Origin of the sequence: Corallococcus sp. CA053C, assembly GCF_003611675.1 — a bacterium.
Taxonomy (GTDB): domain Bacteria; phylum Myxococcota; class Myxococcia; order Myxococcales; family Myxococcaceae; genus Corallococcus.
On the sequence record NZ_RAWA01000076.1, the window covers coordinates 1 to 25,028 of the forward strand.

Here is a 25,028-nt window from a genome sequence, read left to right on the forward strand (position 1 = left end):
GCAGCCCCCTCTTCCAGGTGATGTTCGTCCTGCAGAACGCGCCCGCTGAAGCCCTGCGCGTCCCGGGCCTCTCCTTCCAGCCCGTCCCGCTGGAAGGCAACTCCGCCCGCTTCGACCTGGCGCTGACGCTCTTCGAGGTGCCCCAGGGCCTCACCGGCTTCCTCGAGTACAGCAGCGACCTCTTCGACGCCGCCACCGTCCAGCGGTTGATGGGGCACTACGGCGTCCTGCTGGAGGCCATCTCCAAGCAGCCGGATGCTTCCATCGCCTCGCTGCCCCTGCTGACGGCTACGGAGCAGCAGCAGTTGCTCGTCGAGTGGAACGCGACGGACGTCGAATTCCCGAGCGACACCTGCATCCACCATGTCGTCGCCGAGCAGGCCCGCCGCGCGCCCGACGCCATCGCGGTACGCATGGGCGAGCGCAGCGTCACCTACGCGGGCCTTGAGGCCTGGGCCCACCAGCTCGCCGGGCAGCTTCACGCGGCCGGTGTCTCACGCGGAGACCGCGTGGCCGTGCTGGCGGAGCGCTCCCCGGAGTTGGTGGCGGGCCTGTTGGCCGCCCTCAAGGTGGGCGCCGCTTACGTGCCCATCTCACCGGGTGTCCCTCCCGAGCGCCTCACCTTCATGCTGGAGGACAGCGCTTCCGCCGTACTGCTCACCCAGCAGCATCTGCGCGCGTCGCTGCCCGCCCTCTCCGCTCGCGTCTTCTCGCTGGAGGCGGAAGTCATTGCTCCGCGTGCGCAACTCCCAGTGCAGACCGTGGGCGCGGAGGACCTCGCGTACGTCATCTACACCTCGGGCAGCACGGGGCGCCCCAAGGGCGTCGCCGTACACCACCGGGGGTTGATGAACCTCGTCACCTGGCACCAGCGCACCTATGCCCTGGCGCCTTCGGACAAGACGGCCCTCACTGCTGGAGTGGCCTTCGATGCCTCCACCTGGGAGGTGTGGCCTTCGCTCGCCTCGGGCGCGAGCCTCATCGTGCCTCCGGACGCCGTGCGCGCCGAGCCCTCGCAACTGCTGCGCTGGCTGGCCACGGAAGCCATCACCACCTGCTTCATGCCGACGCCGCTCGCCGAGGCCGTGCTGCGTGAAGAGTGGCCCAGGCCCATGGCCTTGCGCGCCCTGCTGACGGGCGGCGATGCCCTGCACCACGGCCCTCCGGCCTCCGTACCCGCCACCCTCTTCAACCACTACGGCCCCACCGAGAGCACCGTCGTCGCCACCTTCACCCCGGTGGCCGCCACTGCACGGGACGACGGCACCCGTCCGCCCATCGGCCGGCCCATCGCCAACACCCGCACCTACGTCCTCGATGCCCACCTGCGTCCGGTGCCCGTGGGCGTTCCCGGCGAACTCTTCCTCGCCAGCGAAGGCCTCGCCTGGGGCTACCTCGGCCAGCCTGCCCTCAGCGCCGAGCGCTTCATCCCCCACCCCTTCGCCTCCACATCCGGTGCCCGCCTCTACCGCACGGGCGACGTCGTGCGCTGGCGTGCGGACGGCCAGCTGGACTACCTCCAGCGGCTCGACTTCCAGGTGAAGGTGCGCGGCTTCCGCATCGAGCTGGGCGAAATCGAAGCCTCGCTCCTCGCGCACGCCTCCGTGCATGAGGCCGTCGTCCTCGCGCGTGAAGACGTCCCCGGCGACAAGCGCCTCGTCGCGTACCTCGTCGCCGTGGCTGGTGAAACCCTCGACACCGCCGTGCTGCGCGCGTTCCTCAAGGAGCGGCTGCCCGAGTACATGGTGCCCTCGGCCTTCCTCGTCCTGGAAGCGCTGCCCGTCAACGCCAACGGCAAGTTGGACCGCAAGGCGCTGCCCGCTCCCGACGCCTCGCCCCTCTCGGACTTCATCGCGCCTCGCAACCCCACCGAAGAGAAGCTCGCCAAGGTCTTCGCCGCGGTCCTGCGCCGTGAGCAGATCAGCATCCGCGACGACTTCTTCGCCCTCGGTGGTCACTCCCTGCTGGCCACGCAGCTCATCTCCCGCGTGCGCAGCACATTGGGCGTAGAGCTCCCGCTGCGTGCCCTCTTCGAAGCGCCCACCGTCGCCGCGCTCGCAGAGCGGCTCCAGTCCAACACCTCGAACCTCCGCCTGCCTCCGCTCACCCGGATCCGCACGGAGGGCGCGACGCCGCTGTCCTTCGCGCAGCAGCGCCTCTGGCTGTTGGATCAGCTCAGCCCCGGCGATGTGTCGTACAACATCCCCACGGCCCTGCGGCTGACGGGCCGGGTGGACGTGGCGTCCCTGCGCCGCGCCTTCGAAGCGCTGGTCGCACGCCACGAGACCCTGCGCACCACCCTCGTCCAGCATCAGGGCGAGCCCTCGCAGCGGATCCACGCCCCCATGGCGTGGACCCTGCCCCTGCTCGACGTGTCCTCCCTGCCCGAAGCCCAACGGGAAGCCGAGGCCCGGAGCCTCGCGAACCAGGAGGCGCAGCGTCCCTTCGACCTGGAGGCAGGCCCGCTCCTGCGCACCTCGCTGGTGCGACTGTCCGAGGAGACGCACCTGCTGCTGGTGACGATGCACCACATCGTCTCCGACGGCTGGTCCATGGGCGTGCTCGTCCGTGAGCTGACCGCGCTGTACGCGGCCTTCCATGCGGGTCAGGAGCCTGCCCTCGCGCCGCTGCCGGTGCAGTACGCGGCCTTCGCGGCGTGGCAGCGCCAGTGGCTCCAGGGTGAGACGCTGGATGCTCAGATCGGCTACTGGAAGGAGAAGCTCGCGGGCGCACCGTCCGCATTGGAGCTGCTGACGGATCATCCGCGTCCGCCCATCCAATCCCACGCGGGCGCGGCCCTCTCCCTGCGGATTCCGCAAGCGACCTCCGAGTCCCTCAAGGCGCTCGCCAGCCACGAGGGCGTCACGCCCTTCATGCTGTTGCTCGCGGCCTTCCAGGTGCTGCTGTCGCGCTACTCCGGGCAGGACGACATCAGCGTGGGCTCGCCCATCGCGGGCCGCACCCAGGCGGAGACGGAGGGCCTCATCGGCTTCTTCGTCAACACGCTCGTGCTGCGAGCCCACGTGAAGCCCCAGGCGACGTTCCGGGAGCTGCTGGCCCAGGTGCGCGGCACCACGCTCGCGGCCTATGAGCACCAGCACCTGCCGTTCGAGAAGCTGGTGGAAGTCCTCCAGCCCGTGCGGGACCCCAGCCGCAGCCCGCTGTTCCAGGTGATGTTCACCCTGCAGAACACGCCCATCGAGGACCTGCGCGTCCCGGGCCTCTCCCTCCAGCAGGTGGCGACCGAGACACGGTCGGCCAAGTTCGACCTCACCCTGACGTTGCAGGACTCGCCGCAAGGCTTCGGCGGCTGGCTGGAATACAGCACGGCGCTGTTCAAGCCGAGCACGGTGGAGCGGATCGCCGCCCACCTGCGCACGTTGCTGGAAGCCGTGGCCGCGAAGCCCGAGCAGCCCGTGGCGGACCTGCCCCTGCTGGGGAAGGAAGAGCGTCAGCGCCTGCTGGTCGACTGGAATGACACCGCGGTGGAGAGCCCCACCGGCGTCCCCGTCCACGTCCACTTCGCGAGACAGGCCCACCGCACGCCCGACGCCGTGGCCCTCGTCCAAGGCGAGGCCACGCTCACGTACGCCCAGCTCGAGGCCCGCGCCAATCAGCTGGCCCACTACCTGCGCGCGCTCGGCATCAAGCCCGGTGACCGCGTCGGCCTCGCCGTCGAGCGCTCCTTCGACCTGATCGTGGCGCTCCTCGCCATTCTCAAGGCCGGTGCCGCCTTCGTCCCGGTGGACCGCAACGCCCCCGTGGACCGCATTGCCGCGCTCCTGGAGGACGCCGATGTGAAACTGGTGCTCACGCACCAGCCCTTCGCCGCACTGCTGCCAGCCACTGGCCGCCGCGTCAGGCTGGACGCGCACCAGGACGTCCCCGGCTCACTCCCCACTCACGCGCCTGACATCTACGTGGACGGTGAGTCACTGGCCTACGTCATGTTCACCTCGGGCAGCACCGGCCGCCCCAAGGGCGTCTGCGTGCCGCACCGGGGCATCACCCGGCTGGTGCTGGGCAGCACCTTCATGCGCTTCGGGCCTGACGAGGTCTGGAGCCAGATCGCGCCTGTTGCCTTCGACGCGTCCACGCTCGAAATCTGGGGTGCGCTGCTGCATGGCGCGAAGCTCGTCCTCGCGCCGCCCCATGCCCTCTCGCTGGAAGAGTTGACCACGCTGGTGAGGCAGCACCGCGTGACGACGTTGTGGATGACGACCGCGCTCTTCGAGCAGATGGCCCTGCACCAGGGAGAAGCCCTGGCGGCGGTGCCGCAGGTCCTCACGGGGGGCGAGGTCATGCCCTGGGCCCGCATGCGCGCGCACCTGCCCCGTCTCGCCGCGGGTTCGACGCTGGTGCATGCCTATGGCCCGACGGAGAACACGACGTTCTCCACCACGCTGTCCCTGCACCGCGACACGGTGGTGGACGGCCCGGTGTCCATCGGTCGCCCCATCACCAACGCCACCGCCTACGTGCTGGATGCGCACCTGCGCCCGGTGCCCGTGGGTGTCGCGGGCGAGGTCTACGTCGGAGGCAAGGGCCTCGCCTGGGGCTACCTCCACCGCCCCGACCTCACCGCGGAGCGCTTCATTCCCCACCCCTTCGCCACCACGCCCGGAGAGCGCCTCTACCGCACGGGCGACAAGGCGCGTTGGTTGGAGGACGGCACGCTCGACTTCCAGGGCCGCGTCGACTTCCAGGTGAAGGTGCGCGGCTTCCGCATCGAGCTGGGTGAAATCGAAACTTCCCTGCGCGCCGCCGCTGGCGTCAACGAAGCCGTTGTCGTCGCGCGTGGAAGCGACGGGGACAAGCGCCTCGTCGGCTACGTCACCGCGCTCGAAGGTCGCTCGCTGGACACGGGTGAGCTCAAGGCACACCTCAAGCAGCACCTGCCCGAGTACATGGTGCCCTCCGTGCTGCTGGTGCTGGAGGCCCTGCCCCTCAACGCCAACGGCAAGGTGGACCGCAAGGCCCTGCCCGAGCCGGGAGACGCCCCGCGCGCCGCGGCCTTCGTCGCCCCGCACACCGCCACCGAGGAGCTGCTGGCCGCGTGCTTCTCGGAGGTGCTGCGCGTGGAGCGCGTTGGCATCCACGACGACTTCTTCGCGCTCGGAGGCCATTCGCTGCTGGCCACGCAGCTCGTCTCGCGCGTGCGTGCTGCTTTCGGCGTGGAGCTTCCGCTGCGAGCCCTCTTCGAGGCCCCCACGGTGGAGGCACTCGCGAAGCGGCTCGAAGGGGCCCAGCGCACTTCGCCCCAGGCACCGGCGCTGCGGCACACCTCGCGCGAAGGAGCCCTCCCGCTCTCCTTCGCCCAGCAGCGTCTGTGGCTGCTGGATCAATTCCAGCCCGGAGACATCTCGTACAACATCCCCACGGCGCTCCGGCTGATGGGCCGCGTGGACGTGGAGGCGCTGCGCCGTGCCTTCGAGGCGCTCGTCCAACGCCACGAATCCCTGCGCACCACGCTCTCCGCCCCTGACGAAGAGCCGTCACAGCGCATCCACGATGCGTCGGGATGGGACCTGCCCATCACCGACCTGACCACCCTCTCCGAGTCGCAGCGCGAGGAGGAGGCCCAGCGCGTGGCGGTCACGGAGGCCCGCCGTCCGTTCCAGCTCACCACCGGCCCGCTGATGCGCTCCGCGTTGGTGCGGCTGGGCGAAGAGGAGCACCTGCTCCTGGTGACGATGCACCACGTCGTCTCCGACGGCTGGTCCATGGGCGTCCTCGTCCGCGAGGTGGCCGCCTTCTACGAAGCGCTCAGCACGGGCCGGACGCCGTCACTCCCACCGCTCCCGCTGCAGTACGCGGACTTCGCGACGTGGCAGCGCGAGTGGCTCCAGGGCGAGGTCCTGGACGCGCAACTCGGTTACTGGAAGCAGCAGCTCACGGGAGCACCCGCCGCGCTGGAGCTGCCCACCGACCGGCCGCGTCCGCCCGCGCAGTCACACCGCGGCGCCACGGTGAACGTGCATGTTCCCGCCAAGGTCTCCGAGGCGCTCAAGGCCCTCTCCCAGCGAGAGGGCGCCACGCCCTTCATGACGTTGCTCGCGGCCTTCCAGGTGCTCCTGTCGCGCTACTCCGCCCAGGACGACATCAGCGTCGGTTCTCCCATCGCCGGCCGCACCCAGGAGGAGACGGAGGGCCTCATCGGCTTCTTCGTCAACACGCTCGTGTTCCGCTCCCGGTTGAGTCCGCAGAGCACCTTCCGCGAGCTGCTGGCCCAGGTGCGCGGCACGACGCTCGCGGCCTACGAGCACCAGCACCTGCCCTTCGAGAAGCTCGTCGAAGCGGTGCATCACTCACGCGATCTGAGCCGGAGTGCGCTCTTCCAGGCGATGTTCTCGTTGCAGAACACGCCCATGGGAGCGCTGCGCCTGCCGGGCCTGTCCTTCCAGCCTGTTGAAGTGGACACGCGCTCCTCGAAGTTCGACCTGACGCTCACGTTGCAGGAGTCGCCGCAAGGCTTCGTCGGCTCATTGACGTACGCCACGGACCTCTTCGACGCCTCGACGATTCAGCGCATGGCCGGCCATCTCGGCGTACTGCTGGAGGCCATCGCCGCGAAGCCGGACACGACGCTCGCGAACCTGCCGCTGCTCACCGCTCCGGAGCGCCAGCAGTTGCTCGTGGACTGGAACGGTCCACGTGCCGATTTCGCGCGCGACACCTGCATCCACGACGCCTTCGCCGCCCAGGCCCGCCTCACGCCCGATGTGCTGGCCGTCGTGTGCCGCGATGAGCGGCTCACCTTCCGGGAGCTCGACGCGCGCGCCAACCAGCTGGCCCATCGCCTCCAGGCGCTCGGCGTTGGCCCGGACGTGCGTGTGGTGCTCTGCGTGGAGCGCTCCGTGGAGGCCCTCGTCGGCATCCTCGGCACGCTCAAGGCCGGTGGCGCCTACGTGCCCATCGACCCGAGCTACCCGCGCGAGTGGCTCGCCCACGTCCTCCAGGATACGGGTGCGCCGGTGGTCCTCACCCAGCAGCACCTGCGCGACACCCTGCCGCCGCACACCGCGCACGACCTGTGCCTCGATTCGGATGCGGCGGACCTCGCGCGGGAGTCCCGCGAAGCGCCCCCGACCGACGTGTCACCGGAGCACCTCGCCTACATCATCTACACCTCCGGCAGCACCGGCCGCCCCAAGGGCGTGATGATCCAGCACCGCTCCGTGCTGAACCTGCGCCTGGCGCTTTCGAGCACCGTCCACGCCGACGCCAAGAAGGCGGAGCGGGTGAGTGTCAACGCTCCGCTGTCCTTCGACGCCTCCGTCAAGCAGCTCATCCAGGTGCTGGATGGCCATACGCTCTGCATCATCCCGGACGAGGCGCGTGCTGACGTAGGGGAGTTGGTGAAGCGCATCGGCCAGGACGCACTGGACGTCCTCGACTGCTCGCCCGCGCACCTGCGCCTCCTGTTGGAGGAAGGCCTGCTCGCGCGCGAGTCCATTCCGAGCCGCGTCCTCGTGGGCGGCGAAGCAGTGGACCCCGCCACCTGGAGTCACCTCGCGGCGAATGAGCGGATGCGCGTCTTCAACGTCTACGGCCCCACCGAGTGCACGGTGGACGCCACCGTGTGCGCGTTCGATGCCTCGCCCACGCCCACCATTGGCCGGCCGCTCCCCAACGTCCGCGTCTACGTCCTGGACCGCAACCTCCACCCGGTGCCCACGGGCGTCTCCGGCGAGCTCTTCATCGGCGGCGAAGGCGTGGCGCGCGGCTACCTCGGCCGGCCGGAGCTGACGGCCGACCGCTTCATCCCGGATGCCTTCTCTGAAACCCCGGGTGCACGGCTGTACCGCACGGGTGACGTCGCCCGGTGGCGGGCTGACGGCATGGTCGACTACCTGGGCCGCGCGGACTTCCAGGTGAAGGTGCGCGGCTTCCGCATCGAGCTGGGCGAAATCGAAGCGACGTTGCTCCAGCACCCGGAAGTACACGAAGCCGTGGTGCTGGCACGCGAGGACGTGCCTGGGGACAAGCGCCTCGTCGCCTACGTCACCGCTCTTGAAGGCCACACCCTGGAGGCGGACACCCTCAAGGCACACCTCAAGCAGCACCTGCCCGAGTACATGGTGCCCTCCGCATTCATGGTGCTGGAGGCCCTGCCTCTCAACACCAACGGCAAGGTGGACCGCAAGGCCCTTCCCGCACCGCTGGGTACCGACCTCGGGGCCCGTTACGTCGCGCCGAGCACCGCCACCGAGGAGCAGCTCGCGGCCCTCTTCACGCAGGTGCTGCGCGTGGAGCGCGTCGGCATCCACGACGACTTCTTCGCGCTCGGAGGCCACTCGCTGCTGGCCACCCAGCTCGTCTCGCGCGTGCGTTCCACCTTCCGGCGCGAGCTGCCCCTGCGTGCCCTCTTCGAGGCGCCCACCGTGGCCGCTCTCGCGCAGCGCATCGACTCCGCACAGGCCGCCGCGTCAGCGCCGCGAAGGCTGTCCGTGATCCGCGCCGCCACGGTGCCGCTGTCCTTCGCTCAGCAGCGGCTCTGGCTGTTGGATCAGCTCCAGCCCGGGGACGCATCCTACAACCTGCCCGCCGCGCTCCAGCTCACCGGGCGCCTGGATGTGGACGCCCTGCGCCAGTCCTTCGAGGCCCTCGTCCAGCGCCATGAGGCCCTGCGCACCACCTTCCACGAGCACCGGGGCCAGCCCACGCAGATCATCCACGCCCCAGGTGGTTGGACGCTGCCGCTCGTGGACCTCTCCACCCTGCCCGATGCCCAGCGGGAAACCGAAGCCCGGGCCTTCGCGAACCAGGAGGCGCAGCGCCCCTTCGACCTGAAAGCGGGCCCCCTGCTTCGCAGCACGCTGGTGCGGCTGAGCGAGGAGGAGCACCTGCTCCTCGTGACCATGCACCACGTCGTCTCCGACGGCTGGTCCATGGGCGTGCTCGTCCGCGAGCTGGCGGCCTTCGATGGGGCCTTCAGCACGGGCGCCACGCCGGCCCTCATGCCCTTGCCCGTGCAGTACGCGGACTTCGCGACGTGGCAGCGCGAATGGCTCCGGGGCGAAGCCCTGGACGCACAGATCGGTTATTGGAAGCGGCAGCTCACGGGAGCACCCGCCGCGCTGGAGCTGCCCACCGACCGGCCGCGTCCACCCGCGCAGTCGCACCGTGGCGCCACGGTGGACGTCCACATCCCCGCGAACGTGTCCGAGGCCCTCAAGGCCCTGGCGAAGCAAGAGGGCGCCACGCCCTTCATGGTCCTGCTGGCCGCGTTCCAGGTGCTCCTGTCGCGCTACGCCGCGCAGGACGACATCAGCGTGGGCTCGCCCATCGCGGGCCGCACCCAGGCGGAGACGGAGGGCCTCATCGGCTTCTTCGTCAACACGCTGGTGCTGCGCGCGCACCTGAAGCCCCAGGCGACGTTCCGTGAACTGCTGGCCCAGGTGCGAGGCACGACGCTCGCGGCCTACGAGCACCAGCACCTGCCCTTCGAGAAGCTCGTCGAAGCCCTGCAGCCCACGCGCGACCTGAGCCGTGGCCCGCTCTTCCAGGCCATGTTCAGCCTGCAGAACACGCCCTCCGAAGCGCTGCGAGTGCCGGGGCTGTCCTTCCAGCCGCTGCCGCTGGAGATCCAATTCGCCAAGTTCGACCTCACCCTGGCGTTGCGGGAATCCCCTGCCGGTGTGGTCGGCATGTTCGAGTACGCGACGGACCTCTTCAATGCTTCGACCATCGAGCGGATGGCAGGCCATCTGAGCGTGCTTCTGGAGGCCATCGCGTCGAAGCCGGACACCCGGCTCGCGGACCTGCCACTGCTCACCGAAACGGAACGCCGTCAGCTCCTCGTCGAATGGAATCCGCGCACGCCCCCGACGGAGCGCGAGTCCAGCATTGCCGCGCTGGTGGAGGCGCAGGTGCAGCGCACGCCTGACGCCGTGGCAGTCATCACCCCGGAGCGGCGCCTGACGTACCGGGAAGTGGACGCACGGGCCAATCAGCTCGCGCACCGGCTGCGCGGTCTGGGCGTCGGCCCCGAAGTCCGCGTCGGCCTGTGCGTGGAGCGCACGGAGGACCTCGTCATCGGCGCCCTTGGCATCCTCAAGGCCGGTGGCGCTTACGTGCCATTGGATCCCAGCTACCCGCGCGAGCGCCTGGGCTGGCTGTTGGAGGACGCGCAGGGTCCGGCACTGGTGGCGCACTCGCACCTGCTCGCCTCCCTCCCGGAGCACTCCGCCACGCCCGTGTGCCTGGACACGGACGCAGAACTCGCGAAGCAGCCCACCACGGCGCCTGCGGTGGACGTGCTCCCCGGCCACCTCGCGTACCTCATCTACACCTCGGGCAGCACGGGCCGCCCCAAGGGTGTCGCCATCACCCAGGGCAACGCCGTGGCCTTCCTCCACTGGGCCCTGGCGACGTATTCGCCCGAGGAACTCAAGGGCGTCCTCGCGGCAACGAGCCTCAACTTCGACCTCTCGGTGTTCGAGCTCTTCGCCCCGCTCTCCAGCGGAGGCGCGGTGGTGGTGGCGCGCAATGCCTTGCATCTGCCGGAGCTGCCCACTGCTTCGGAGGTGACGCTCATCAACACCGTGCCCTCCGCCATGGCCCAACTGGTGCGCCTGGGTGCGGTGCCAGCCGGAGTGCGAGTCATCAACCTCGCGGGAGAAGCCCTGCCGGACACGCTGGCGAAGCAGGTCTACGCCGTGCCTTCGGTGCGGAAGCTCTACAACCTCTACGGCCCGTCCGAGGACACGACGTATTCCACAGGCTCGCTGGTGGGGCGCGAGGAAGTGCCGCTCATCGGCCGGCCCCTGCCGGACACCAGGGCCTACGTCCTCGACGCCACGCTCCAGCCCGTGCCGGTGGGCATCGCCGGTGAGCTGTACCTCGCGGGCGAAGGCCAGGCACGCGGCTACCTGCTGCGGCCGGACCTCACCGCGGAGCGCTTCCTCCCGGAGCCCTACGGCCCTCCAGGCAGCCGCATGTACCGCACCGGGGACCGCGTCCGGTACCGCGAGGACGGGCGGCTGGAGTACCTCGGCCGCGTGGACTTCCAGGTGAAGGTCCGCGGCTTCCGCATCGAACTGGGCGAAGTCGAATCCACGCTGCGCAAAGCCCCGGGCGTCAAGGACGCGGTGGTGGTGGCGAAGGGCGAAGCCGCGGACAAGCGCCTCGTCGCCTACGTCGTGCCAAAGGCCGGCGACACCGTGGAAGTCGAAGCACTCAAGGCACAGCTGCGTCAGGGCCTCCCCGAGTACATGGTGCCCGGCACCGTGGTGGTGCTGGAAGCCCTGCCGCTCAACGCCAACGGCAAGGTGGACCGCAAGGCGCTGCCGGAGCCGGAGGCGCCCCAGGCCGGAAGCACCTACCTCGCACCGCGCACGGAGACGGAGGCGAAGCTCGCGGCCATCTGGGCTGAAGTGCTTCGGGTGCCGCAGGTGGGCGTGCGGGACTCCTTCTTCGAACTGGGCGGCCACTCGCTGCTCGCCACCCAGGTGGTGTCTCGCGTGCGCGCTGAGTTGAGCGTGGAGTTGCCCCTGCGCGCACTCTTCGAGTCACCGACGGTGGAAGGCCTCGCCGGGCGATTACTGGCCGGCCTCACCGTTGCCAGCGCCCCGGCCCTCACGATGGTCTCGCATGAGGCGCTGCCGCTCTCCTTCGGGCAGCAGCGCCTGTGGTTGATTGATCAGCTCGAACCCGGCAGCCCCCTCTACAACATGCCCGTGGCAGTGCGGCTGGACGGCACCCTGCGCACGGACCTACTGGAGCAGGCGCTTCAGGAAGTCATGCGTCGTCACGATGCCCTGCGCACCACGTTCGTGCAGGTAGACACCGAGCCCGTCCAGGTCATCCACCCGGAAGTCGCCCTGCCCCTGGGGATCGTGGACTTCACGGGCGCGGAGGAAACACAGCGGGAGGCCGAAGCGCAGGTGCTCCTGGAACAGGAGCTGCGCAGGCCCTTCGACCTGCGCACCGGTCCGCTCGTGCGCACGCTGCTCTTCAAGCTGGATGAGCGTGAGCACATCCTCGTCATCAACATGCACCACATCATCTCCGACGGCTGGTCCCTCGGAGTGCTGGTGCGAGAGGTGAGCGCGCTCTACGCCGCGTTCGCCAATGGCCAGCCGTCTCCCCTCCCGGAGTTGCCGGTGCAGTACGCCGACTACGCCGCATGGCAGCGCCGGTGGCTCCAGGGCGAAGTCCTGGATGAACAACTTCGCTATTGGAAGCACCAGCTCTCCGGCGCTCCGGCCGTGCTGGAGTTGCCCACCGACCGGCCGCGCCCGGCGGTCCGCAGCACCGCGGGCGCGACGCTCGGCTTCACCCTGTCGCGCGAGCTGAGCGAGAAGCTTCGGAGCCTGGGCCATCGCGAAGGCGGCTCGCTCTTCATGGTGCTGCTCGCGGGATGGCAGGCCCTGCTGTCCCGCTACACGGGTCAGCAGGACCTCACCGTCGGTTCGCCCATCGCGGGCCGTACGCGTGCGGAGACGGAGGGCCTCATCGGCTTCTTCGTCAACACGCTCGTGCTGCGCGCCAAGGTGGAGGACGGCCAGTCCTTCCGCGCGCTGCTCCAGCAGGTGCGCGGCACGGTGCTCGAAGCGTATGAGCACCAGGACGTGCCCTTCGAGAAGCTCGTGGAGGTGCTGCACCCCACGCGCAGCCTCAGCCACACGCCGCTCTTCCAGACGCTGCTCGCACTCCAGAACGTGCCCACCGAAGACGTACGGCTGCCGGGCCTGCGCCTGAAACGCATGGCCTTCCAACACGCGAGCTCGAAGTTCGACCTGAGCGCCTTCTTCTCGGAGACGTCGGACGGATTGCAGGGCGAGTTCGAATACAGCACGGCCCTGTTCGAGCAGAGCACCGTGGAGCGGATGGCCGCCCACCTGCGCACGTTGCTGGCAGCCGTCGCCGCGAAGCCCGAACAGTCCGTGGCGGAGCTGCCTCTGCTCTCCCCCGAAGAGCGTCAGCGCCTGCTGGTGGATTGGAACGACACCACTGTTGCCAGCCCCGTGGACGTCCCTGTTCATGTCCACTTCGCGCGCCAGGCCCAGCAAACTCCCGACGCCGTGGCCCTCATCGTCGGCGATGCCACGCTCACGTACGCCCAACTGGACGCCCGCGCCAACCAACTGGCCCACTACCTGCGCGCCCTCGGCATCGCGCCCGGTGCCCGCGTCGGCCTCGCCGTTGAGCGCTCCTTCGAGTTGGTGGTCGCGCTCCTCGCAATCCTCAAGGCCGGCGCCGCCTTCGTCCCCGTGGACCGCAATGCCCCGGTGGAGCGCATCGCCGCCCTGCTGGAAGACGCCGACGTCGAGGTGGTGCTCACGCACCAGCCCTTCGCGCACCTGCTGCCCGCCACTGGCACCCGTGTCTGGTTGGACGCGCAGCAGGACGTCCTCGCCTCACTGCCCACGCACGCGCCTGACGTGCACGTGGACGGCGAGTCGCTGGCCTACGTCATGTTCACGTCTGGCAGCACCGGACGGCCCAAAGGCGTCTGCGTGCCCCACCGGGGCATCACCCGCCTGGTGCTCGGCAGCACCCTCATGCACTTCGGGCCGGAAGAGGTCTGGCTCCAGTTCGCCCCCGTCGCGTTCGACGCCTCCACCCTCGAAATCTGGGGCGCGCTGCTGCACGGCGCGAAGCTCGTCCTCGCGCCTCCCCATGCCCTCACCCTGGAGGAGTTGGCCGTGCAGCTGCGTCACCACCGCGTGACATCGCTGTGGCTGACGGCGGCCCTCTTCGAGCAGATGGCCCTGCACCAGGGAGAAGCCCTGGCAGGAGTGCGCCAGCTTCTCGCAGGCGGTGATGTCCTGCCCGCTGCCCGGGTGCGCGAGCATCTGGCGCGGCTTCCGGAAGGCGCCGTCCTCATCAACGGCTACGGCCCCACGGAGAACACGACCTTCTCCACCACGCTGTCCCTGCACCGCCACACGGTGGTGGATGGCCCCGTGTCCATCGGCCGCCCCATCTCCAACGCCACCGCCTACGTGCTGGATGCGCACCTGCGTCCGGTGCCCGTGGGTGTCGCGGGTGAGGTCTACGTCGGTGGCCCAGGCCTCGCCTGGGGCTACCTGCACCGGCCCGACCTCACCGCGGAGCGCTTCGTCCCCCATCCCTTCGCCACCACGGCCGGCGAGCGCCTCTACCGCACGGGCGACAAGGCCCGCTGGCTGGAGGACGGCACGCTCGACTTCCTCGGCCGCGTCGACTTCCAGGTGAAGGTGCGCGGCTTCCGCATCGAGTTGGGTGAAGTCGAAGCCGCCCTGCGCGCCGCCCCCGGCGTCAACGAGGCCGTCGTCGTCGCGCGTGGAAGCGACGGGGACAAGCGACTCGTCGGCTACGTCACCGCACGCGAAGGCCACACTCTCGACGTCGACGCCCTCAAGACGGGCCTCAAGCAGCACCTGCCCGAGTACATGGTGCCCTCCGCGCTCCTGGTGCTGGAGGCACTGCCCCTCAACGCGAACGGCAAGGTCGACCGCAAGGCCCTGCCCGAGCCGGGAGATGCTCCGCGCGCCTCGGCCTTCGTCGCCCCGCGCACCGCGACCGAAGAGCAGCTGGCCGCATGCTTCTCGGACGTGCTGCGCGTGGAGCGCGTTGGCATCCACGACGACTTCTTCGCGCTCGGCGGGCACTCGCTGCTGGCCACCCAGCTCGTCTCGCGCGTGCGCACGGCCTTCGGCGTGGAGCTCCCGCTGCGAGCCCTCTTCGAGGCCCCCACGGTGGAAGCACTCGCGAAGCGGCTCGACGGGGCCCAGCGCACTCCGCACCAGGCACTGCCGCTGCGGCCTACCTTGCGCGGGAGCGTCATTCCGCTCTCCTTCGCCCAGCAGCGCTTGTGGCTGTTGGATCAACTCCAGCCCGGAGACGTCTCGTACAACATCCCCGCGGCCCTCCGGCTGATGGGGCGTGTGGACGTGGAGTCGCTGCGCCGCGCCTTCGAGTCGCTCGTCCAGCGCCACGAGTCCCTGCGCACCACGCTCTCCGACGCCCACGAGGAGCCGTCGCAGCACGTCCACGCTCCATCGGGTTGGGACGTGCCCCTCATCGATCTGTCGTCCCTGCCCGAATCGGAGCGTGAGGCGGAGGCCCAGCGCGCCGCGGCCACGGAGGCGCGCCGTCCGTTCCACCTCGCCACGGGTCCCCTCCTGCGCACCACGCTCGTGCGTATCCGCGAGGAGGAGCACCTGCTGGTGGTGACGATGCACCACATCGTCTCCGACGGTTGGTCCATGGGTGTCCTCGTCCGCGAACTGGCGGCCTTCTACGCGGCGTTCAGCACGGGCCGTACGCCGTCGCTCGCACCGCTGCCCGTGCAGTACGCCGACTTCGCGACATGGCAACGCGAGTGGCTCCAGGGCGAAGCGCTGGATGCGCAAATCGGTTACTGGAAGCAGCAGCTCTCTGGAGCGCCCGCGGCGCTGGAGCTGCCCACCGACCGCCCGCGCCCCCCGGTGCAATCGCATCGAGGTTCGACAGTGCCCGTGCGGCTCTCGCTGCCTGTCTCCGAGGCACTCAAGGCCCTCTCCCAGCGTGAGGGCGCCACGCCCTTCATGACGCTGCTCGCGGCCTGGCAGGTGCTGCTGTCCCGCTACGCCGCGCAGGATGACATCAGCGTGGGCTCTCCCATCGCGGGCCGCACCCAGGCGGAGACGGAGGGCCTCATCGGCTTCTTCGTGAACACGCTGGTGCTGCGTGCGCACCTGAAGCCCCAGGCGAAGTTCCGTGAGCTGTTGGCCCAGGTCCGAGGCACCACGCTCGCGGCCTATGAGCACCAGCACCTGCCCTTCGAGAAGCTCGTCGAAGCGGTGCAACCCACGCGCGACTTGAGCCGAAGCGCGCTCTTCCAGGCGATGTTCTCGCTGCAGAACTCGCCCATGGGAGCGCTGCGCCTGCCGGGCCTGTCCTTCCAGCCCGTTGACGTGGCCACGAGTTCCTCGAAGTTCGACCTCTCGCTCACGTTGCAGGACTCGCCCCAGGGATTCACCGGCTCGCTGACGTACGCGACGGACCTGTTCGACGCCTCGACCCTCCAGCGCATGGCCGGCCACCTGGGCGTGCTCGTGGAGGCCATCGCGGCGAAACCGGACACCCGGCTCGCGGACCTGCCGCTGCTCACCGAAACGGAACGCCGTCAGCTCCTCGTCGAATGGAATCCGCGCACGCCTTCAATGGAGCGCGAATCCAGCATCGCCGCGATGGTGGAGGCGCAGGTGCGCCGCACGCCTGACGCCGTGGCAGTCATCACCCCGGAGCGGCGCCTGACGTACCGGGAGGTGGACGCACGGGCCAACCAGCTCGCGCACCGGCTGCGCGGTCTGGGCGTCGGCCCTGAAGTCCGCGTGGGCCTGTGCGTGGAGCGCACGGAGGACCTCGTCATCGGAGCGCTCGGCATCCTCAAGGCCGGTGGCGCTTACGTGCCATTGGACCCCAGCTACCCGCGCGAGCGACTGGGCTGGCTGTTGGAAGACGCGCAAGGGCCAGCCCTAGTGGCGCATTCGCACCTGCTGCCTTCGTTGCCGGAGCACTCCGCCACGCCGGTGTGCCTGGACACGGATGTGGAACTCGCGAAGCAGCCCACCACCGCCCCTGCCGTGGACGTGCTCCCCGGCCACCTCGCCTACCTCATCTACACCTCGGGTAGCACGGGACGTCCCAAGGGTGTCGCCATCACCCAGGGCAACGCCGTGGCCTTCCTCCGCTGGGCAATGGCGACCTACGAGCCGGAAGAGTTGAAGGGCGTGCTCGCGGCGACCAGCCTCAACTTCGACCTCTCGGTGTTCGAGCTCTTCGCCCCGCTCTCCAGCGGAGGCGCGGTGGTGGTGGCACGCAATGCCTTGCACCTGCCGGAGCTGCCCACTGCTTCGGAGGTGACGCTCATCAACACCGTGCCCTCCGCCATGGCCCAACTGGTGCGCCTGGGTGCGGTGCCAGCCGGAGTGCGGGTCATCAACCTCGCAGGCGAAGCCCTGCCGGACACGCTGGCGAAGCAGGTCTACGCCGTGCCTTCGGTGCGGAAGCTCTACAACCTCTACGGCCCGTCCGAAGACACGACGTACTCGACGGGCTCGCTGGTGGGGCGCGAGGAAGTGCCGCTCATCGGCCGCCCCCTGCCTGCCACGCGCGCCTACGTCCTCGACGCCACGCTCCAGCCCGTGCCGGTGGGCGTCGCCGGTGAGCTGTACCTCGCGGGCGAAGGCCAGGCCCGTGGCTACCTTCTGCGGCCGGACCTCACCGCGGAGCGCTTCCTCCCGGAGCCCTACGGCCCTCCGGGTGGCCGCATGTACCGCACCGGCGACCGCGTCCGCTACCGCGAGGACGGGCGGCTGGAGTACCTCGGCCGCGTGGACTTCCAGGTGAAGGTCCGCGGCTTCCGCATTGAACTGGGCGAAATCGAAGCCACGTTGCTCCAGCACCCGCAGGTGCGTGAAGCGGTGGTGCTGGCACGCGAGGACGTGCCCGGCGACAAGCGCCTCGTGGCCTACGTCACCGCCCTTGAGGTCCACGCACTGGAAGCCGACGCCCTCAAGGCACACCTCAAGCAACACCTGCCTGAGTACATGGTGCCCTCCGCGTTCCTGGTGTTGGAGGCCCTGCCCCTCAACACCAACGGCAAGGTGGACCGCAAGGCCCTGCCCGCACCGCAGGGGACCGCCCTCACCTCCCGCTACGTCGCGCCGAGCACCCCTACCGAGGAGCAGCTCGCAGCCCTCTTCATGCAGGTGCTGCGAGTCGAGCGCGTCGGCATTCACGACGACTTCTTCGCGCTCGGGGGCCACTCGCTGCTGGCCACCCAGCTCGTCTCGCAGGTGCGCTCCACCTTCCAGCGCGAACTGCCCCTGCGGGCCCTCTTCGAGGCGCCCACCGTGGCGGCCCTCGCACAGCGCATCGACGCCACGCAGACCCTCGCCGCCTCGGCTCAGAAGAAGATGGTCGCGGCGCGCAGTACCAGGGTCCCGCTGTCCTTCGCGCAGCAGCGGCTCTGGCTGCTGGATCAGCTCCAGCCCGGGGACGCGTCCTACAACCTGCCCGCCGCGCTCCAGCTCACCGGGCGCCTGGACGTGGAAGCCCTGCGCCAGGCCTTCGAGGCTCTCGTCCAACGCCACGAGGCCCTGCGCACCACCTTCCAGGAACACCTGGGCGAACCCACGCAGCACATCCACGCCCCGGGTGACTGGACGCTGCCCGTCATCGACCTGTCGTCTCTGCCCGAAGCACAACGGAACGAGGAAGCCCGACGACGGGTTGGGGACGAAGCACACCGTCCCTTCCAGCTCTCCACCGGTCCGCTGCTGCGCAGCACGTTGGTGCGGCTGAGCGAGGAGGACCACCTGCTGCTCGTGACGATGCATCACGTCGTCTCCGACGGCTGGTCCATGGGCGTGCTCGTCCGCGAACTGGCCGCCCTCTACGCGGCGTTCAGCACGGGCACCACGCCGGCCCTCCCGCCGCTGCCCGTGCAGTACGCGGACTTCGCGACGTGGCAGCGCGAGTGGCTCCGGGGAGAAGCCCTGGACGCGCAGATGGGTTACTGGAAGCGGCAGCTCACGGGAGCACCGGCCGCGCTGGAGCTGCCCACCGACCGTCCGCGTCCGCCCGTGCAGTCGCACCGAGGCACCACGCTTGGCGTGCAGATTTCCGCACAGGTCTCGGAGGCCCTCAAGGCCCTGGCCCAGCGCGAGGGCAGCACGCCCTTCATGACCCTGCTGGCCGCGTTCCAGGTGCTCCTGTCGCGCTACTCGGCCCAGGACGACATCAGCGTGGGCTCTCCCATCGCGGGCCGCACCCAGGCGGAGACCGAAGGCCTCATCGGCTTCTTCGTCAACACGCTGGTGCTGCGTACGCACCTGAAGCCGCAGTCAACGTTCCGCGAGCTGATGGCCCAGGTGCGCGGCACCACGCTCGCGGCCTACGAGCACCAGCACCTACCCTTCGAGAAGCTCGTCGAAGCGCTGCAACCCACGCGCGACCTGAGCCGAGGGCCGCTCTTCCAGGCGATGTTCGTCCTCCAGAACACGCCCTCCGAAGCGCTGCGTCTGCCGGGTCTGTCCTTCCAGTCGCTGCCATTGGAAGCGCAATTCGCCAAGTTCGATCTCACGCTGGCGCTGCGAGAGACGCCGACGGGGCTCATTGGCTCGTTCGAGTACGCGACGGACCTGTTCGATACCTCGACCCTCCAGCGCATGGCCGGCCATCTGGGTGTGCTCCTGGAGGCCATCGCGTCGAAGCCGGACACCCGGCTCGCGGACCTGCCGCTGCTCACCGAAGCGGAACGCCAGCAACTCCTCGTCGAATGGAACCCGCGCACGCCTTCGATGGAGCGCGAGCCCAGCATCGCCGCGCTGGTGGAGGCCCAGGTGCATCGCACGCCTGACGCCGTGGCGGTCATCACGCCGGAGCGGCGCCTGACGTACCGGGAGGTGGAAGCACGGGCCAACCAGCTCGCGCACCGGCTGCGCGGCCTGGGCGTCGGCCCCGAAGTCCGCGTCGGCCTGTGCGTGGAGCGCACCGAGGACCTCGTCATCGGGGCGCTCGGCATCCTCAAGGCCGGCGGCGCTTATGTGCCATTGGACCCCAGCTACCCGCGCGAGCGACTGGGCTGGCTGTTGGAAGACGCGCAAGGGCCAGCCCTGGTGGCGCACTCGCACCTGCTCGCCTCGCTGCCGGAGCACTCCGCCACGCCGGTGTGCCTGGACACGGACACGGAACTCGCGAAGCAGCCCACCACGGCCCCTGCGGTGGACGTGCTCCCCGGCCACCTCGCCTACCTCATCTACACCTCGGGTAGCACCGGCCGCCCCAAGGGCGTCGCCATCACCCAGGGCAACGCCGTGGCCTTCCTCCATTGGGCCCTGGCGACGTATTCGCCCGAGGAACTCAAGGGCGTCCTCGCGGCAACGAGCCTCAACTTCGACCTCTCGGTGTTCGAGCTCTTCGCCCCGCTCTCCAGCGGAGGCGCGGTGGTGGTGGCACGCAATGCCTTGCACCTGCCGGAGCTTTCCACTGCGTCCGAGGTGACGCTCATCAACACCGTGCCCTCCGCCATGGCCCAACTGGTGCGCCTGGGTGCGGTGCCAGCCGGAGTGCGCGTCATCAACCTCGCGGGTGAAGCGCTGCCGGACACGCTGGCGAAGCAGGTGTATGGCCTGCCCTCCGTGGAGAAGCTCTACAACCTCTACGGCCCGTCCGAGGACACGACGTACTCGACGGGCTCACTTGTGGGGCGCGAGGAAGTGCCGCTCATCGGCCGGCCCCTGCCGGACACGCGCGCCTACGTCCTCGACGCCACGCTCCAGCCCGTGCCGGTAGGCGTGGCCGGTGAGCTGTACCTCGCGGGCGAAGGCCAGGCGCGCGGCTACCTGCTGCGGCCCGACCTCACCGCGGAGCGCTTCGTCCCGGAGCCCTACGGCCCTCCAGGTGGCCGCATGTACCGCACCGGCGACCGCGTCCGCTACCGCGAGGACGGGCGACTGGAGTACCTCGGCCGCGTGGACTTCCAGGTGAAGGTCCGCGGCTTCCGCATCGAGCTGGGCGAAGTCGAATCCGCGCTGCGCAAAGCCCCGGGCGTCAAGGACGCGGTGGTGGTGGCGAAGGGCGAAGCTGCGGACAAGCGGCTCGTCGCCTACGTCGTCGCGAAGGCCGGCGACACCGTGGAAGTCGAAGCACTCAAGGCACAGCTGCGTCAGGGCCTCCCCGAGTACATGGTCCCTGGCACCGTGGTGGTGCTGGAAGCCCTGCCGCTCAACGCCAACGGCAAGGTCGACCGCAAGGCATTGCCGGAGCCGGAGGCGCCCCAGGCCGGAAGCACCTACCTCGCACCGCGCACGCAGACGGAAGCGAAGCTCGCGGCCATCTGGGCTGAGGTGCTGCGGGTGTCGCAGGTGGGCGTGCGGGACTCCTTCTTCGAGCTCGGCGGCCACTCGTTGCTCGCCACCCAGGTGGTGTCACGCGTGCGCGCGGAGCTGAGCGTGGAGCTGCCCCTGCGCGCACTCTTCGAGTCACCGACGGTGGAAGGCCTCGCCGGGCGCCTGGCCGGCCTCACGGGCACCAGTGCCCCAGCCCTCACGCGCGTCTCACATGAAGGCCCGCTGCCGCTCTCCTTCGCGCAGCAGCGCCTGTGGTTGATTGATCAGCTCGAACCCGGCAGCCCCCTCTACAACATGCCCGTGGCGGTGCGGCTGGACGGCGCCCTGCGCACGGACGTGTTGGAAAGGGCGCTCCAGGAAGTCATGCGCCGTCACGATGCCCTGCGCACCACGTTCGCGCAGGTGGACGGCGAGCCTGTGCAGATCATCCATCCTGAAGTCGTCCTACCCCTAGGGTTCGTGGACCTCTCGGAGGTGGAAGCCGCACAACGGGAGGCCGAAGCGCGAGCGCGCATGGAGCAGGAGATGCGCAGGCCCTTCGACCTGCGCACCGGTCCGCTCGTGCGCACGTTGCTCTTCAAGCTGGATGAGCGCGAACACATCCTCGTCGTCAACATGCACCACATCATCTCCGACGGCTGGTCCCTCGGAGTGCTGGTGCGAGAGGTGAGCGCGCTCTACGCCGCGTTCGCCGATGGGCGGCCGTCTCCCCTCCCGGAGTTGCCGGTGCAGTACGCCGACTACGCCGCATGGCAGCGTCGCACGCTCAGCGGCGAAGCCCTGCAACGCGAAGTGGCCTACTGGGAAGGAAAGCTCTCCGGCGCGCCGGCCGTGCTGGAGTTGCCCACCGACCGGCCGCGTCCGGCAGTCCGGAGCACCGCGGGCGCGACGCTCGGCTTCACCCTTCCGCGTGAGTTGAGTGAGAAGCTGCGGAGCCTGGGTCATCGCGAAGGCGGCTCGCTCTTCATGGTGCTGCTCGCGGGTTGGCAGGCCCTGCTGTCGCGCTACACAGGCCAGCAGGACCTCAGCGTCGGCTCGCCCATCGCGGGCCGTACCCGGGCGGAGACGGAGGGCCTCATCGGCTTCTTCGTCAACACGCTCGTGCTGCGCGCGAAGGTGGAAGACGGCCAGTCCTTCCGTGCGCTGCTCCAGCAGGTGCGTGGCACGGTGCTCGAAGCGTATGAGCACCAGGACGTGCCCTTCGAGAAGCTCGTGGAGGTGCTGCACCCCACGCGCAGCTTGAGCCACACGCCGCTCTTCCAGACGCTGCTGACGCTCCAGAACGTGCCCACCGAGGACGTACGGCTGCCGGGCCTGCGCCTCCAGGGCCTCTCCTCCGAGCACACGACGTCGAAGTTCGACCTGAGCGTCTTCTTCTCGGAGACGCCGGACGGATTGCAGGGCGTGCTGGAGTACAGCACCGCCCTGTTCGAGCGGAGCACCGTGGAGCGGATGGCCACCCACCTGCGCACGCTGCTGGAAGCCGTGGCCGCGAAGCCCGAGCAATCCGTGGCGGAGCTGCCTCTGCTCTCCTCCGAAGAGCGTCAGCGTCTGCTGGTGACCTGGAACGACACCACTGTTGCCAGCCCCGTGGACGTCCCTGTCCACGTCCACTTCGCCCACCAGGCCCGGCAAACTCCCGACGCCGTGGCCCTCGTCCTGGGCGAAGCCACGCTGACGTACGCACAGCTCGACGCCCGCGCCAACCAGTTGGCCCACCACCTGCGCGCCCTCGGCATCACTCCCGGCGCCCGCGTCGGCCTCGCCGTCGAGCGGTCCTTCGAGTTGGTGGTCGCGCTCCTTGCCATCCTCAAGGCCGGCGCCGCCTTCGTCCCCGTGGATCGCAACGCCCCCGCGGAGCGCACCGCCGCGCTCCTGGAGGACGCAGATGTCGAGGTGGTGCTCACCCACCAACCCTTCGCGCACCTGCTGCCTGTCTCTGGAACCCGCGTCTGGCTGGACGCGCAGCAGGACGTTCTCACAGGCCTGCCCACGCACGCGCCTGACGTGTACGTGGACGGTGAATCGCTGGCCTACGTCATGTTCACGTCCGGCAGCACCGGCCGGCCCAAGGGCGTCTGCGTGCCGCACCGGGGCATTACCCGGCTGGTGCTGGGCAGCACCTTCATGCGCTTCGGGCCGGACGAGGTCTGGCTCCAGTTCGCCCCCGTCGCCTTCGACGCCTCCACGCTCGAAATCTGGGGCGCACTGCTGCATGGCGCGAAGCTCGTCCTCGCGCCTCCGCATGCTCTCACCCTGGAGGAGTTGGCCGCGCAGTTGCGCCAGCACCGCGTGACGTCGCTGTGGCTGACGGCGGCCCTCTTCGAGCAGATGGCCGTGCATCAATCAGAAGCGATCGCCAACGTGCGGCAACTCCTGGCCGGTGGCGACGTGCTGCCCACCACCCGGGTCCGCGAGCATCTGGCGCGGCTCCCCGAAGGCGCCGTCCTCATCAACGGCTACGGGCCCACGGAGAACACGACCTTCTCCACCACACTGTCCCTGCACCGAGGCACCATAGTGGACGGCCCGGTGTCCATCGGCCGCCCCATCTCCAACGCCACCGCCTACGTGCTGGATGCGCACCTGCGCCCGGTGCCCGTGGGCGTCGCGGGTGAGGTCTACGTCGGAGGCAAGGGCCTCGCCTGGGGCTACCTGCACCGCCCCGACCTCACCGCGGAGCGCTTCATTCCCCACCCGTTCGCCACCACGCCCGGAGAGCGCCTCTACCGCACGGGTGACAAGGCGCGCTGGCTGGAGGACGGCACGCTCGACTTCCTCGGCCGCGTGGACTTCCAGGTGAAGGTGCGCGGCTTCCGCATCGAGTTGGGTGAAGTCGAAGCCGCCCTGCGCAGTGCCCCCGGCGTCAACGAGGCCGTCGTCGTCGCGCGTGGAAGCGACGGAGACAAGCGCCTCGTCGGCTACATCACCGCGCTCGAAGGACACTCGCTGGACACGGGCGAGCTCAAGGCACACCTCAAGCAGCACCTGCCCGAGTACATGGTGCCTTCCGTGTTGCGGGTGTTGGAGGCCCTGCCCCTCAACGCCAACGGCAAGGTGGACCGCAAGGCCCTGCCGGAAGTGGACTCGCGCGAAGCCGAAGCGAAGGACTTCGTCGCCCCGCGCGACGCGCTGGAGATGCAGCTCGCCCGCATCTGGGAGGACGTCCTGGGCCTTCGCTCCGTGGGCGTGCGCACCAGCTTCTTCGACTTGGGCGGCCACTCCCTGCTCGCCGTGCGCATGGTGGCCGCCGTGCGCGAGCGCCTCGGCCAGAGCCTTCCCCTCTCCGTCCTCTTCCAGCAGCCCACCATCGAGCACCTCGCCAGGGTGCTGCGCGAGGAGGCCCAGGAGTGGACGCCCCTGGTGCCCCTGGAGAAGGGCGAGCCAGGCCGACGCCCCCTCTTCTTCGTCCACCCGGGTGGCGGCAACGTCCTCGCCTACGGGGAGCTGGCGCGGCGGCTCGGCCCCTCCCAGCCCGTCTACGGCCTCCAGTCCCGAGGCCTCGACGGACGCCCCGTCGCGCAAACCATCGAGGAGATGGCGGCCCTCTACCTCGACGGCCTGCGCACGGTGCAGCCACAGGGCCCCTACCTCCTCGGAGGCTGGTCCATGGGCGGTGTCGTCGCCTACGAAATGGCCCGCAGGCTGCGCGAAGAAGGAGAAGTGGTGGACCTGCTCGCCCTCGTGGACGCGCACGTCCCCGGCCTGACGAAGCCCTCCTCGGAGTACTCCGCCCACGCGAGGGCCCGCATCGCCTTCGCCCACGCCACGGCGTCCGCCTTCGGCCAGGCGCCCTCGCTGACGGACGACGCACTGGCGAAGGGTGACGACGACGCGATGCTCGGCGCCCTGCTGGAGGAAGGCCTCCGCGCCCGCATCCTCGACACCCACTCGGGCCCCGCCCAGCTGCGCGCCCTCTTCCGCGTCTTCCAGGCCAACCTGCTCGCCCTGGAGCACTACGTGCCCAAGCCCTATGACGGCACCGCCCTGCTGCTGAGCGCCAGCGAGTCCGTCGCCCCCCTCCCCCGCCATCGCGGCTGGGAGGGCCTGGTGCGCGGCGGCCTGGAAGTGCTCGACGTCCCTGGCAGCCACCATGCGCTGATGCAGGACCCACACCTTGAGCCCCTCGTCGAACGTCTGCGCGAAGCCCTCGCCCGCGTGTCTGCCATTGACCCACGGGAATCCACGGGAAGCTGA

At 69.8% G+C, this 25,028-nt stretch carries 1 protein-coding gene; it reads left to right on the forward strand.

Annotated features, from left to right (window positions below):
- Positions 1-25,028 (forward strand): non-ribosomal peptide synthetase (locus D7V97_RS13315; RefSeq protein WP_147444801.1); only part of this gene is annotated, 25,028 nt, incomplete at its 5' end.